This window comes from Shewanella sp. BF02_Schw, from assembly GCF_014596695.2.
Taxonomy (GTDB): Bacteria; Pseudomonadota; Gammaproteobacteria; order Enterobacterales; family Shewanellaceae; genus Shewanella.
In genome coordinates, this window is record NZ_JABKAW020000002.1 from 286580 (window position 1) to 299765 (window position 13186).

Genomic DNA, 13186 nt, shown 5'->3' on the forward strand with positions numbered 1-13186 from the left:
AACACAAAGCCACGTTAATATATATCATTAAACCTTGTTCATTCAGCCCCTATTCAGCCAAAAAGCGGTACATTGGATTAACAGACATTTTTGCTGGAGCTATTCAATGAATAAGTTGTTTCGTACCTTCTTTATATTCTTAATTTTACTGTCTACACGTGGTGCTATTGCCCAGCCTAACGAGCTTAAATACACCAAGCTAGCTCAGCCATCTGACTTCAGCCAAAAATCATCTAATGATATTGAGCAGCTAATGGCGCTTTATGATCACAACAGCGACTTGGTGACACAAGATAGTGATAACTTGCATGCTCTGATGTCACGGGCACCGGCGGCGCAGCAAGAACTGATTGACCTACTCCACTTCATTGATCAATCAAGTAATACCAAAACCATTCTTCCTGCTACCAAAAGTTATCAGCGTGCAGCTCAAAAAGTGCAAACTAAATTTAATGGCGATGCCAGCCAACTAACCGACATAGCACGGGCAAGTGTGGTGGCCTATGACGTAAAAAGCTTGCTATCAAGTTACCAACAGTTGAGCCAATACACCGAAATTGTGCAATTAAAAAATCGTTTTTCTCATCCTAAAATGTCAGGTTATCGTGATTTAAATGTATTAGTGAAATTACCCGTTAGCCAAATGGTGGTTGAAGTACAATTTCATTTAAATGATATTGCCGACATAAAAAGTGGCCCTGAACATCATGTTTATGAGCAAATCCAACAGATAGAGTCTCAGGCGAAAGCCACATCTAGACACTTAAATGACATTGAGCAAGCCATGATAGCCAAGCTTCGTCAAGACTCGCACAAGCAGTATCATAAAGCGTGGTTAAGCTATAAACGTCAAAGTTTATATAGTTCACAACAACAAGTAGCATAAATACTGATAACTATCCTTATTATGAATAACTCACAACCCCTAACGTTTTTCTAATCACAGTAAGTTTCCACCCTTTTAGCGCTCATATGAGCGCTTTTTTTTTGCCAAACAAGATCCGCAACAATCACTTCTGCTATACTCGCGCCCATTACAAAACGATCTGCTGGACAATGCGATGAATGACATTATTGAACAACTACAAGAATTAAGCGAAACCGTACCGGTGCCGTTAGAATTGCCAACTTTTGAGCAACTTGTAGAAGTTGAAGAACAGATCTTAATTGGTTTACCCAACGATCTAAAAGAATTCTTACTGTATGGCAGCGATGTTATTTATGGCACGCTTGAACCTGTTACCGCTGCCGATCCATCTTCACATACCTACTTACCTGAAGTGGCTTGTTATGCTTGGTCTATTGGATTACCTCGCGAACAAATTGCCATTTGCCAAATCGGTGATAGCTTTTATTGTATTGATGAAGAAAGCCAAGTGTTGTTTTGGAAAAAAGGCCGATTTAGCGACAAAGTATGGGAATCATTTTGGCATTGGGCCGAAGACGTATGGCTTAATCGATAATCTTATTTATTAGCCTCGGTTGGAGTTAACTAACCCAACGCGAGATAATAAACGGTTATCAAACAAATTATCACTAACAATGAGAACGATCATGTCGAAAAATACCGGTTTAAATGCAATTGAAATTCAATGTTTACGTCAGTCTTTAGGCCTAACAACTGAACAGGTTGCTAGCATCACTAAAGCCAGTAATGAAGACGTGATGGCATGGGAATCTGGCGAGAAAGAAGCACCGATTCCGGCTCAAAAAAAGTTACTAGAAATCGATGAGATTATCGAAATGCAAGTGCTCAACACCTCTGACGGTATTGAAGAGCTATTTAAAAAAGAGCCTAAGCGTCGGTTAGCCTTTGTGGTGTATCCGACTCAAGCGCTATATACCCAATACAATCCAGAATTTTTAAGCACTTTACCATTAACTGAATTGTACAATGCCGCAGCTTGGCGTATTAAAAAAGAATGTAAACTCGTACTTGAAGTGGATGTAAGCTTAGTCGCGCTCGATGCCGAAGCCTATAAAGCTTATCGTGCTGATAACGGCATGAGCGAAAGCCGAGAAAGCCGTGCAAAATGGGCTGCTACTCAGTTATAAAAAACCTCCATTTTGACAGTCAATCACTAAAAGGAAGCTTCGGGCTTCCTTTTTAATAACGGTTATTTAGCGACATCGGCAAGTGCTACTGTTTTGGCGAGCGCAGCAGCCAAAGCAGGACGTTGCTTTAGCCTATCACGATACGCTGACAACTTTGGCGGAATGTCTTGCTTGAATCCCAAAGCCCATCCTAATGTTTGGCTTAATAGTATATCGGCGACCATTGGCTCGCAGCCACATACAAACCCAGACTCCGGTATCCAAGTTTCAGCAATAGCTGTCGCCTGATCAAACTCCCATTTAGCTACAGTAAACATAGTGTCTACACGCAGTTCTTTTGGCAACGCAAAACGATGCTTTGCAATACTCCAAATCGGTTGTTCAAGCTCACTAATGACAAAGCTCATCCAGCGTTCATGGATAGCAGACTCTTGAGTACCCGGTTTTGGCAACCATTTACCTTGGCCGTACTTTTCCGCTAAATAACGCATAATGGCCGCAGATTCGCTTAACACAAAATCACCCTCTGTGAGTACTGGCATTTTGCCACTAGGGTTAAGGGCTAAAAATGCGTCACCTTTATGTTCACCATTAGCAAAATCGATAGCATAAAACTGCCATGCAATACCTAACTCTTCTAAAAGCCAAGATACGCGTAGCGCACGACTTTTTTGGGTTCCGTATAACGTAATCATTTTGGCTCCATTTTGTATGATGAGGTTGATGAGAATAAAAAAAGCCACATTGCACCTTAAGTGAATGTGGCTGTTGTTATCTTATGACGTTGTCATTAGAACTTCATTGTGACTTTAGTATAAATATAACGGCCTAATGGGTTATGTACACCCATTGCGTAACCATATAGGTCTGCATCACCATCACCAATCGCAAATGATGGCTCTTCATCAAACACGTTATTAACACCTACAGATAGCTTAACCGTGTCATTGAAACGATATGAACCAGACATATCAACTAACAACTGTGCATCAACGGTACGGGTTTCGTTGAAATCTTCAAACTCGCCGATGTAACTTAAGTTAACGTTAGCGGCAAAGTCATCCATGTTCCAGTTAGTTGTAGCTAACCAGCGGTGTTGTGGATACTCATACTCACCAGTGTAATCAATGATCTCGCCATCAATTTCTTTTTCAAAGCTGATTAAGTAACTGTACTCTAGACCAAACTTAACGTCACCATAGCGGTTTAATTCAAGACCATAATGAGTTGATAAATCCACACCTTGAACTTCTTGTGAACCAATATTGACGAATCCAGATTTAATCACATCAAGCGGACCAAATGTCTGACCTGCTTGCGGTGCATTTCGCAAACAGACCGTACTGTTTTGATCATTACAATTTTCATCATAAAGAACCTGGTTTTGCAGTGAATCAATCTTGTGATCTTGGAGGATATTGTACATATCGACACCAATATCAAACTGCTGACTTGGAGCCCAAATCATGCCCACATTCCAGGTTTCTGACTCTTCTGCTTTAAGGTTAGGGTTACCGGCAAATATAAAGTTGTAATCCAATAACTCACAATCTACGTTATCAGCTTCACAACGATAGCTATCAATTAAAAAGTCACTTTTTTCAGATGGGCCTAAGCCTATTTGCGCTAACGATGGTGCACGGAAACCAGTTGACCAAGAACCACGTGCAGTTATCTCGTCACTAATGCCCCATTGGAAGGCAATTTTAGGGTTAGTGGTTGAACCAAAGTCACTGTAGCTGTCATAACGACCCGCTAACTGCAGTTCAAAGTTATCTGCAATAGGAATTGATAATTCTACATAGGCAGCATGTTGATCACGTGAACCAAATGCAGACACCGCTTCAGTACCAAAAATCAGACCGCGCTGGAACTGCTCATCTGGCACGTCACTGACGCTTTCTTCGCGATACTCTGCACCTGCAGCCATCATGATATCGCGGTCGGCGATAGTAAACGCATGGCCCGAAATACTCGCATCATAAGCTGTGATGCTCGACTTACCTTGTCTTACTAGGCTAGTAGTGATGCGATCAATTACATCTGCTGAGTTAATCGTGCCGCCAAAAGGATTGTAATTACCCGCATCAATTTCGGCTTGTAAGTAATCAGTTCTTACCCAACCTTGTGAACGGTCGCCTGTTTGAGTTGATTCACTGCGACCACGTTGCGCTGATACTTCCCAGTCCCAATCGTTTATTACACCGCGAAGACCGGCAACAATACGCATAGTATCTGATTCGATATCCCAACGACGAGCGCCAGCATCAACCGTACGGTAACGGCCGATATCAATGTCTTGTCCAAATGGGTTGTTAGGATGAGAACCAGGCACGGTTAAACCAGCATCTTCATCTAATGGCGTTGGTGCACCACCCGCTTCAGAAGTGTTATGTTGTACAGATAACTCTAAAAATGCGGTTAAATCTTCACCTAGCATGTAATCAAATTGGCCAATAGCACCAACACGCTCAGAGGTAGGAATGGTTAAGTTATATGGACCGTAGTCAAATAAACAGCTGCCACTTGCTGTGGCATTCTCAGCGGGGCAATCAGGATCGATAGTTTTCACACCATTAACATAAAAATACCCTGGAAAGCCTCGTGATGAACGGTAATCTTCACCGCCGTAAGGTGATTGGTTAGCGGTGCCAAAACGACCCATATCGCTTGCTGACAACGTGCCATTGGTAAAGTAATCAAGAATAATTGACGCACTGCCTTTGTCGGCTTTTACGCCCCACACTAAGCTGGCTGTGGTTTCGTCATAACCCGTACCGCTGTCATCACCATAACCTAGGTTAATTTCAAGCCCTTCGATATCTTTTCTTAATATGATGTTAACCACACCAGCGATAGCATCAGAACCATAAATGGCTGAAGCACCGTCTTTAAGAATATCAATGCGCTCAATCGCTGATACTGGGATATTGTTGATATCAACAAATGAATTCGAAATCCCTTCAGCAAAGGCACTCGATCCCACTCGGCGACCATTGATAAGTACCAAAGTGGCATCTGGCCCTAAGCCACGTAAACTGATTGATGCACCACCGTTAGCGGTAGAGTCTTGGCTGTTTCCACGAGTAGAAAATGCACCAGAACCGTTTGCAGGCATACGCTCAAGCAATTGTTGTAGGTTATCGAAACCCATATTGGCGATATCGTCTTTATTTAACGATTGTACTGGCGAAGGTCCTTCAATATCAGTTCGTTTGATACGAGAACCGGTCACTTCAATTCGTTCAACTTTTGATTCAGCACCGGCTTCGGCTGCTTGAGAAACGAATGCGATAGGGGCAAGGGACAGCGATATAGCGATAGCGCAAGCACTACGCAGTAGGTTAGTTTTTTTCATGATCATCCTTAACGTTAATTTATTGTTTTACATCCTTGACTGTTGCACACTGCCGTTAAAGCTATAACGACGCGCAACTCGTGCGGATTTATACTTACGCAACTAAGTTAAGTCATTTCTTAACAAAGTCAACACAAGCCCGTAATGTAAATGTAACCAGCTACTTAAACAAGAATAAATACTTAAAAAAAGTGAATTTAAATGATTTTGATATGGAGGTCAGATGAGTGACAAAACGCTAGTTAGTGCCCACTTTCATGTAAACCTAGGTCTGTACTGGTTATTGTCTGGCGGCTTAGTCTTTTGCCTAAGTGTTGTTGGTATTCCATTGTTATTATTATGGTTTCCCCTAGGATTACTGGCGACAAAGCGTTACATCAATAACATGAGTGCTGAATTAACCGAGCAAAAACTCATCGTCCGCAAAGGGTTGTTTACTCGAACAGAAAATACCGTTCCATTGGATAAAATCACCGATATGGCGCTTATCCAAGGCCCCATCATGCGCATGTTTGGCATACATAAACTTACCGTAGAAACCGCCGGGCAATCTGGTGCTGGGGCGTTAATTAACTTAACGGGCGTCATAAATGTAGTCGATTTTAGAGCACAAGTACTGGCACAAAAAACACAACTCACTGAACGGAAAGACCACACATCGGCCCGCTCCAATACCGATGCATTAATCCTCGACAATCTACAACAAATGAACGCTACTCTTTTGCGTATTGAACAATCATTAACCGCTAAACAATCAAACTAGGTCTTTTTTAACATGCTTAATCAACAAACTGCATCAGCCTTACCGTGGGTATCTCGTGTTAACACACTTTTTAAAGCCACAGGACCTGGGATCTTAATGGCCGCCGCCGCGATCGGCGCTTCTCACTTAGTCGCCTCAACTCGAGCGGGTGCCGAATTTGGTTGGCAACTGGCGTGGCTCATTTTATTAGTCAATATCGTTAAGTATCCTTTCTTCGCCGCTGGCGCTCGCTACACAGCAGCAACTGATGAGAGTTTATTGCACGGTTATCAAAAGCAAGGCCGCGGGTATTTGATGCTGTTTACGGGGCTTAATGTTATTGCCGCCATTGCCAATACGGCGGGGGTATGTATGTTAACGGCGGCCATGCTAACCCAATTTATTCCGCTATCGATTGATGTATTAGCGCTAATTGTATTGGTCAGCTCATTAGCATTATTAATTTTCGGCCACTACAAACTACTTGATAAAATGACCAAAATTATCATGTTGGCTCTTACGTTAACCACCTTAGTCGCCGTGGCATTGGCTTTTAATCGTCATAGCGGATTTGGCACTCCAGTGGTTGGCGAATCTCCTTGGCAATGGGCGTATGTCGGTTTTTTAGTGGCGATGATGGGTTGGATGCCTGCTCCGATAGAGGTCAGTACATGGAACTCATTATGGTTAATAGAAAAACGTAAAACTCAAACGGTAACCGCCAAGCAGGCTATTTTTGATTTTAATCTAGGCTATGTCACCACGGCATTACTGGCGATTGTATTTTTAGCGTTAGGCGCATTAGTGATGCACGGCAGTGGCGAGCGTTTTTCTGACTCTGGCGCGGTATTTGCGTCGCAATTGATCACCCTCTATAGCCAAGTTATGGGCAATGAAAGCCGCTATCTCATTGGGATAGTCGCGTTTTTATGTATTTTTAGCACCACAGTGACGGTAATTGATGGTTATAGCCGCACACTTGATATGGGCTGGCGATTACTGTCTAACAACACGTCCACACGCAGTTATTTAACCCAGGTGATGCTCGGGATCAGCGCGCTGGGTTTATTACTCATTTTATTCTTTAAAGGTGCCTTATTACCGCTGCTTGAATTTGTGATGATCCTTGCCTTTATGACTACCGTTATTTTTGCTTGGCTTAACTTCCGTTTAATGACCAGTGACACCTTGGCTAAAAAACATCGTTATGGCCGGGTGATGGTTGGATTGTCTTGGATTGGTTTATTGTATTTAGTTAGCTTCGCTATTTTGTTTATTTATTGGTATCTCACAAAATAATCTCACTAAAAGCCTAGAGGCTAGGACGCTACGCGGCTAGATCCTATAAAATCAACAGCCTAACAGCGAAGCGACACTAGCAGGCCGAAGCTCGCCCTAGCAGCGAAGCGATACTAGCAGACCAAAGGTCGCCCTAGCAGCGAAGCGATACCAGCAGACCGAAGGTCGCCCTAGCAGCGAAGCGGCACTAGCAGACCGAAGGCCGCCCTAGCAGCGAAGCGATACTAGCAGACCGAAGGTCGCCCTAGCAGCGAAGCGGCACTAGCAGTGTTAGAAATCGATTGCAGCTCAAGCAGGATTAATCTGACTAATCAATGATTACCCGTTATACTAGTGTTTCGTCAATTGACCTAAACCATTTATGCGCAGCCGCGCCAGAGAACCTTATGATTAACAATGATATTCTTCGCCGTATTCGCTTTGTGTTTGACTATTCAAATGCCAAAATGATTAACATTTTCAGCCAAGCCAAAGTAGACATGTCTTCAGAGCAAATTATTGCGCTGTTGAAAAAAGAGGAAGAAGAAGGTTATCAAGCGTGTAATGACACATTAATGTGTCAATTCTTAGATGGTTTGATCATTCAAAATCGTGGATTAAAGCCAGGAGCTGAAGTACCTGCGCCCTTAAAGCAATTGACTAACAACCTTATGTTCAAAAAATTACGCGTAGCGCTTGAAATGCGTGAAGAAGATATTATTGCCACATTAGCCTTAGCAGATTTTTCAATGACTAAATCTGAGCTAGGCGCGCTATTCCGTAACCCTGATCATAAAAACTATAAGCCTTGTGGCGACCAAGTATTAAGAAACTTCGTTAAAGGTTTATCAATCAAACATCGCGGTAAGTAAAACCTACCAAGTTGTTGAGATAATGCTTTATAAATGCGTAGCTTAGGCTGCGCATTTTTGTTTGTGAGATTTACATTTAAACAATAATCATTTTGCATTTACACCATGCGATTGTTCACATAGCAATGACACAATAGTGAGAGGTGAGTAAAAGTACCTAACAATTATGTGATTTTACTCACTTAACAGACCACAAAAAAGATCAGACGTGATAATCTACAAGCACAAAAAACCAGCCCAATTCTAATAACGATCTAACTGGATCTCACACATTAAGGTTCCCCATGGACGATAACAAACGCCCCCTCTATCTTCCTTTTGCCGGCCCAGCGATTCTTGAATCACCCCTGCTTAATAAAGGCAGTGCATTTAGTGAAGAAGAACGAATTTATTTCAACCTCGAAGGCCTCATTCCTTGGGTCATTGAAACCATTGATGAGCAAGCCGCTCGTGCTTACGCACAGTTTAAAAACTTCACCAATGATCTCGATAAGCACATTTATTTGCGCAACATTCAAGATACTAACGAAACCTTATTTTATCGTTTAGTGCGTAATAACATCAGTGAAATGATGCCAATTATCTACACGCCTACGGTTGGTTTAGCCTGTGAACGTTTCTCAAAAAACTATCGTCGTAACCGCGGTTTATTTATTTCGTATCCTAACAAAGATCGCATTGATGATATTTTAAATAACTCAACCCGCCATAAAGTCAAAGTCATCGTGGTGACGGACGGAGAACGTATTCTCGGTTTAGGCGACCAAGGCATAGGCGGTATGGGGATCCCAATTGGTAAATTATCGCTATACACCAGTTGTGGCGGCATAAGCCCGGCGTATTGTCTTGCGGTGACCTTAGATGTTGGTACTGATAACCCACAACTTCTTGAAGACCCTATGTATATGGGCTGGCGTCATCAGCGTATTGGCGGTGATGAATATGCTGAATTTGTTGAAGAGTTTATGCAAGCAGTCAGCCGTCGCTGGCCAGATGCCTTAATTCAGTTCGAAGATTTTGCACAAAAAAATGCCATGCCATTACTTGAACGATATAAAGATCAATATTGCAGTTTCAATGATGATATTCAAGGCACTGCAGCCGTTACGGTAGGCTCACTACTGGCAGCTTGTAAAGCCGCTAACAGTAAACTTAGCGAACAACGTATTACCTTCTTGGGTGCGGGTAGCGCTGGTTGTGGTATTGCCGAAGCGATTGTGGCGACAATGGTGTCTGAGGGCATTAGCGATCAACAAGCTCGCTCACAAGTGTTTATGGTCGATCGTTGGGGCTTATTACTCGATAACATGCCTAATCTACTTCCATTCCAACAGAAGCTAGCGCAACCCTGTGCCACGATAGAAGCATGGGACAATTACAGTGACAATATTTCGTTACTTGATGTGGTTAACAATGCCAAACCAACAGTACTTATTGGAGTATCAGGCTCTCCAGGGTTATTTACTGAAGAAATCATTAGAGCAATGCACAGCCATTGTAAACGCCCTATTGTATTTCCATTATCGAATCCAACGAGCCGTGTAGAAGCGACCCCGAAGGACATTCTTAATTGGACATCTGGCCAAGCACTCGTGGCAACGGGTAGCCCATTTGAACCTGTGGTCGTCAATGGCGAAACCTTTGAGATAGCACAATGTAATAATAGCTTTATCTTCCCAGGTATTGGCTTAGGCGTATTATCTTGTGGTGCAAGGCGTGTATCGGATGAAATGTTAATGGCTTCAAGTCGTGCTTTAGCGGAGTGTTCGCCATTAGGCAAAGAGGGTGTTGGCTCGCTATTACCTCGTCTAGAAGATATTCAAGCTGTCAGTAAATATATTGCTTTTGCTGTTGCTAAAGCTGCCATTGATCAAGGTTTAGCATTACCTTGTACCGATGAGTTACTGCAACAATCGATTGAGGCTAACTTCTGGGAACCTGAATATCGTCGTTACAAACGTACCTCATTCTAACAATGATTAAGTACGACTCAGCGCTTTAGAATTGTAAAGCGCTGATTGTCATTAGTGTGATAGTGAAACTCATTGATTGAAAAGGTTATGCGCTTTTTAACCATAAAAAAATCCCAACCTAAGTTGGGATTTTTTATGTCTGTAATAACAGTAAATTTATGCCGACATCACTAGCTTAAAACTATTCAACAATGGGCGGTCGGTGCGCGCTTTTTTAAGCTTACGTAAACACTCTTTCAACGACTGCTCAGCTAAGCGTCCGAAGACACCATCATATTCGTTATTATTCATCTCTTCTTCAGAGTCAGCACTATCAGCAATTTCTTGCGCAACACGGCTTAACTGCATCCACGCATTGGCAATATAAAAGCCATGAAACTCTGCTTTGGTCATTAACTTTTGCGCACTCGCAGGTAATGCATCCCAAGCATGAGTAAATGTATTGGCTTTATCTTCAATAAGTTCGCTAAACAAGCCTTCATAGGCCTCAAGTAATGTTTCAGGTAACTTGTCCATCGGCAGTACTTTGTTTGCTACGTTATACGAAATTTGTTTTGCTACTTCTTGATACTGCGGGTCAACTTTGGTCATGGTTATCTCTCAATTAACATTCTACACATGGATTGGCATCAGAATGTTTGATGGCATAATAATCAAATTATTTATTGAAATTAGGCCAGAACAAACGCACTCTTAATGCCATATCTATGCAGTGATATGTCTTTTACTCATGTAAATGAAAACAAGCTAATCCAATTATGACATGATTTTTTACTGTTTGTATTATCAGTTTTTAAAGTAATACTCCGTCGATATATTAACTTAATGAGCAGATCAGTCTCTAAATATGGACTTTAATCTGCAGGTCACATCAATTTATCCTTGATAAAACACCTATTGTGCACAATAATTGCTCATCGATAGTAAAGATGTATATAAAAGTGCTATAACTACGCCTACACAATGATTATTGTTGCCAACAAAAAACTATAAATAAAAAAGCAGCTTATTATTTTGAATAAATCACTAAATTTTCACTTTTTTATTGCCATTTTTATCGCAATATATTTTTTACCTACTCCAGTTTTTGCCGCTTATTACGACAACGACAAAGCTGATGCTATCTATAAAAAAATAGATTTAGCTGATTATATTGATCAGATCGCTGGCGAAAAGCTACTCAACGAATATAAGCGGATCATTGCCTCTGACGATGAAATCCGTCAAAAACTCTATGTCCGTTTAAACTGCTGGAACCAGCCTTCTACTACAGAGAGTGAACTTACCAACGCCATTAAATATGCAGAGCAGCAACTGCTGATATATTCAGAACCCTATCCATCCGCAATTCATACCGATTTATTATTATGTTTGGGCTATTACAAACAGTTTTCAGGGCAATTAGACGAAGCTCTGGACGATCTTTCTAATGCAATAAATAATGCATACGAACTTGAAGATCCTCGACTTATCGCTGACGGTCGCAGCATTCGAGGGGCAATGCTGTCCTATCAAGGCAACTATTCATCTGCATTAGAAGATTTAATTACATCGCAACAATTGTATGAAAATCTTAATTTAACTTATTGGGCAAATGATAACTTGAGTGAACTTGCTGCAAGTTATCGGCGTTTTGGTGATGCTGAAACCGCTCTTAAATACCAAATAAAACTAGAACAAGTTTACCTTAAGGCCAATCAACAAATAGAAGCTGATAACATCAATAATCAGATCGCATTTTCACTTTTAGAGCTTGGACGTATCGATGAGTCTACAGCTCGATTTAAGCAGTCGCTCACCTTCTGGAAAACCCAAAAAGATAACGTTGCGATTGCAGATGCCAAAACTAATGTTGCAGGAAATCTGATTAAACTAGATAAAATAGATGAAGCATTAGTGCTGTTAAAGGAAGCAGAAAAAGAAATCCCAGTCAGTCATGATGGGCCGCATAGTTCATTAATGTTATACCTAGCACAAGCATATTTAGCGACAAATGAATTAGATAAGGCACTTGAATATAGTCAGCTTGCATCTATTGATTTTAACCGTGGTGGCAATCAACGCGGTGAAAGTGAAAACATCTATCTCAAAAGCGATATCTACCAAGCTAAAGGTGATATTGCAAATGCATTAAAAACTTTGCAAAAATTTATCAAAATGCATATGGCTCTTGATAAGCAGAATATGTCTGATCGCAACTCAGAAATGCAAGCGCGCTTTAATACCAACAAAATTCAAACCGAAAACGAATGGTTAATACAACGCGACAAAGATAAAGAGCAACAGTTACAAATTTTACAGCGTAACGAAAGCATGCAAATCATCATTATTATCTTAGTTGCGATTATTTTAATTATCGTATCAATGTTTGCTTATAAACAAGTCATTCGAAAACAACTCTTTAGGCGTTTAGCCCTAACCGATGAGCTGACTAAATTGGCCAATAGACGTGACACCTATTCTCAGGGGCATTACTTCTTAAAATCATCCAAACTATCAGGCAAGCCGTTTTCCATTATCTCTTTTGATGCTGATCATTTTAAAATAGTAAATGATACATTAGGCCACGACATGGGAGATAAAGTACTGGTAAAACTAGCGTCAATTAGCACAAGCATGATGCGTGATACCGATGTTGTTGGACGTGTTGGCGGTGAAGAATTTTTGATTTTACTGCCTAATATCGACAAAACTAAAGCCATTGAAATCGCTAATCGGTTAATTGAGACCATTGCTGATTATGACTGGACTCAGATTGCGCCGAACTTACATCAAACCGTCAGTGCCGGGGTTGCCAGCTATAGTAATGAAGAAGACTTGTCACCATTGTTACTAAAAGCGGACAAAGCGCTCTATTCTGCCAAAGCTGCTGGTCGAAATTGTGTCAAAGCTGAGTAAAACGCGTATA

The 13186-nt window shown here is 41.4% G+C and carries 11 protein-coding genes; 8 read left to right on the forward strand and 3 right to left on the reverse strand.

Annotated elements, in window-relative coordinates:
• Positions 1-106: 106 nt before the first annotated feature.
• The 3 genes from HNW13_RS09705 (at position 107) to HNW13_RS09715 (ending at position 2055) form a co-directional block, all read left to right on the forward strand.
• Positions 107-886 carry a GTP pyrophosphokinase gene (locus HNW13_RS09705; RefSeq protein ID WP_192115707.1) on the forward strand — a complete coding sequence of 260 codons (780 nt, stop codon included), beginning with the start codon at positions 107-109 and terminating at the stop codon, positions 884-886.
• A gap of 175 nt (positions 887-1061) precedes the next feature.
• Complete coding sequence (locus HNW13_RS09710; protein WP_011636316.1) at positions 1062-1463, forward strand: SMI1/KNR4 family protein; 402 nt, start codon at positions 1062-1064, stop codon at positions 1461-1463.
• A gap of 91 nt (positions 1464-1554) precedes the next feature.
• Positions 1555-2055: a DUF4447 family protein gene (locus tag HNW13_RS09715; protein WP_192115705.1), complete on the forward strand. Its 501-nt coding sequence runs from the start codon at positions 1555-1557 to the stop codon at positions 2053-2055.
• A 62-nt stretch (positions 2056-2117) separates the two neighbouring features.
• Here the strand turns inward: HNW13_RS09715 and HNW13_RS09720 are convergent, their stop codons facing one another.
• On the reverse strand, positions 2118-2750 hold the full coding sequence (locus tag HNW13_RS09720; protein ID WP_192115703.1) for a glutathione S-transferase family protein: 633 nt from the start codon (positions 2748-2750) through the stop codon (positions 2118-2120).
• Between the two features lie 95 nt (positions 2751-2845).
• Positions 2846-5413, reverse strand: a complete 2568-nt coding sequence (locus HNW13_RS09725; protein WP_192115701.1) for a TonB-dependent receptor — start codon at positions 5411-5413, stop codon at positions 2846-2848.
• Between the two features lie 223 nt (positions 5414-5636).
• Here HNW13_RS09725 and HNW13_RS09730 point away from each other — a divergent pair, with 223 nt between their 5' ends.
• From HNW13_RS09730 to HNW13_RS09745, 4 genes are all read left to right on the forward strand, one after another.
• Entirely contained in the window at positions 5637-6176 is a 540-nt protein-coding gene (locus HNW13_RS09730; RefSeq protein WP_192115698.1) for a PH domain-containing protein, read from the forward strand.
• A 12-nt stretch (positions 6177-6188) separates the two neighbouring features.
• A complete protein-coding gene (locus tag HNW13_RS09735) occupies positions 6189-7454 on the forward strand; it encodes a divalent metal cation transporter (RefSeq protein ID WP_192115695.1) in 1266 nt (421 codons plus the stop codon).
• 386 nt (positions 7455-7840) lie between these two features.
• Complete coding sequence (locus tag HNW13_RS09740; RefSeq protein WP_192115693.1) at positions 7841-8305, forward strand: DUF1456 family protein; 465 nt, start codon at positions 7841-7843, stop codon at positions 8303-8305.
• 284 nt (positions 8306-8589) lie between these two features.
• Positions 8590-10278 carry an NAD-dependent malic enzyme gene (locus tag HNW13_RS09745; RefSeq protein ID WP_101085910.1) on the forward strand — a complete coding sequence of 563 codons (1689 nt, stop codon included), beginning with the start codon at positions 8590-8592 and terminating at the stop codon, positions 10276-10278.
• A gap of 156 nt (positions 10279-10434) precedes the next feature.
• Here HNW13_RS09745 and HNW13_RS09750 read toward each other — a convergent pair whose 3' ends face one another.
• Entirely contained in the window at positions 10435-10869 is a 435-nt protein-coding gene (locus tag HNW13_RS09750) for a DUF3069 domain-containing protein (RefSeq protein WP_182744700.1), read from the reverse strand.
• A gap of 423 nt (positions 10870-11292) precedes the next feature.
• Here HNW13_RS09750 and HNW13_RS09755 point away from each other — a divergent pair, with 423 nt between their 5' ends.
• Entirely contained in the window at positions 11293-13176 is a 1884-nt protein-coding gene (locus tag HNW13_RS09755; protein ID WP_192115691.1) for a GGDEF domain-containing protein, read from the forward strand.
• The last annotated feature ends 10 nt before the right edge of the window (positions 13177-13186 follow it).

Coding starts and splice junctions, on each gene's coding strand:
- HNW13_RS09735 (WP_192115695.1), top strand. CDS start 6,189: ATGCTTAATCAACAAACTGCATCAGCCTTACCGTGGGTATCTCGTGTT.
- HNW13_RS09740 (WP_192115693.1), top strand. CDS start 7,841: ATGATTAACAATGATATTCTTCGCCGTATTCGCTTTGTGTTTGACTAT.
- HNW13_RS09715 (WP_192115705.1), top strand. CDS start 1,555: ATGTCGAAAAATACCGGTTTAAATGCAATTGAAATTCAATGTTTACGT.
- HNW13_RS09730 (WP_192115698.1), top strand. CDS start 5,637: ATGAGTGACAAAACGCTAGTTAGTGCCCACTTTCATGTAAACCTAGGT.
- HNW13_RS09710 (WP_011636316.1), top strand. CDS start 1,062: ATGAATGACATTATTGAACAACTACAAGAATTAAGCGAAACCGTACCG.
- HNW13_RS09725 (WP_192115701.1), bottom strand. CDS start 5,413: ATGAAAAAAACTAACCTACTGCGTAGTGCTTGCGCTATCGCTATATCG.
- HNW13_RS09745 (WP_101085910.1), top strand. CDS start 8,590: ATGGACGATAACAAACGCCCCCTCTATCTTCCTTTTGCCGGCCCAGCG.
- HNW13_RS09750 (WP_182744700.1), bottom strand. CDS start 10,869: ATGACCAAAGTTGACCCGCAGTATCAAGAAGTAGCAAAACAAATTTCG.
- HNW13_RS09720 (WP_192115703.1), bottom strand. CDS start 2,750: ATGATTACGTTATACGGAACCCAAAAAAGTCGTGCGCTACGCGTATCT.
- HNW13_RS09705 (WP_192115707.1), top strand. CDS start 107: ATGAATAAGTTGTTTCGTACCTTCTTTATATTCTTAATTTTACTGTCT.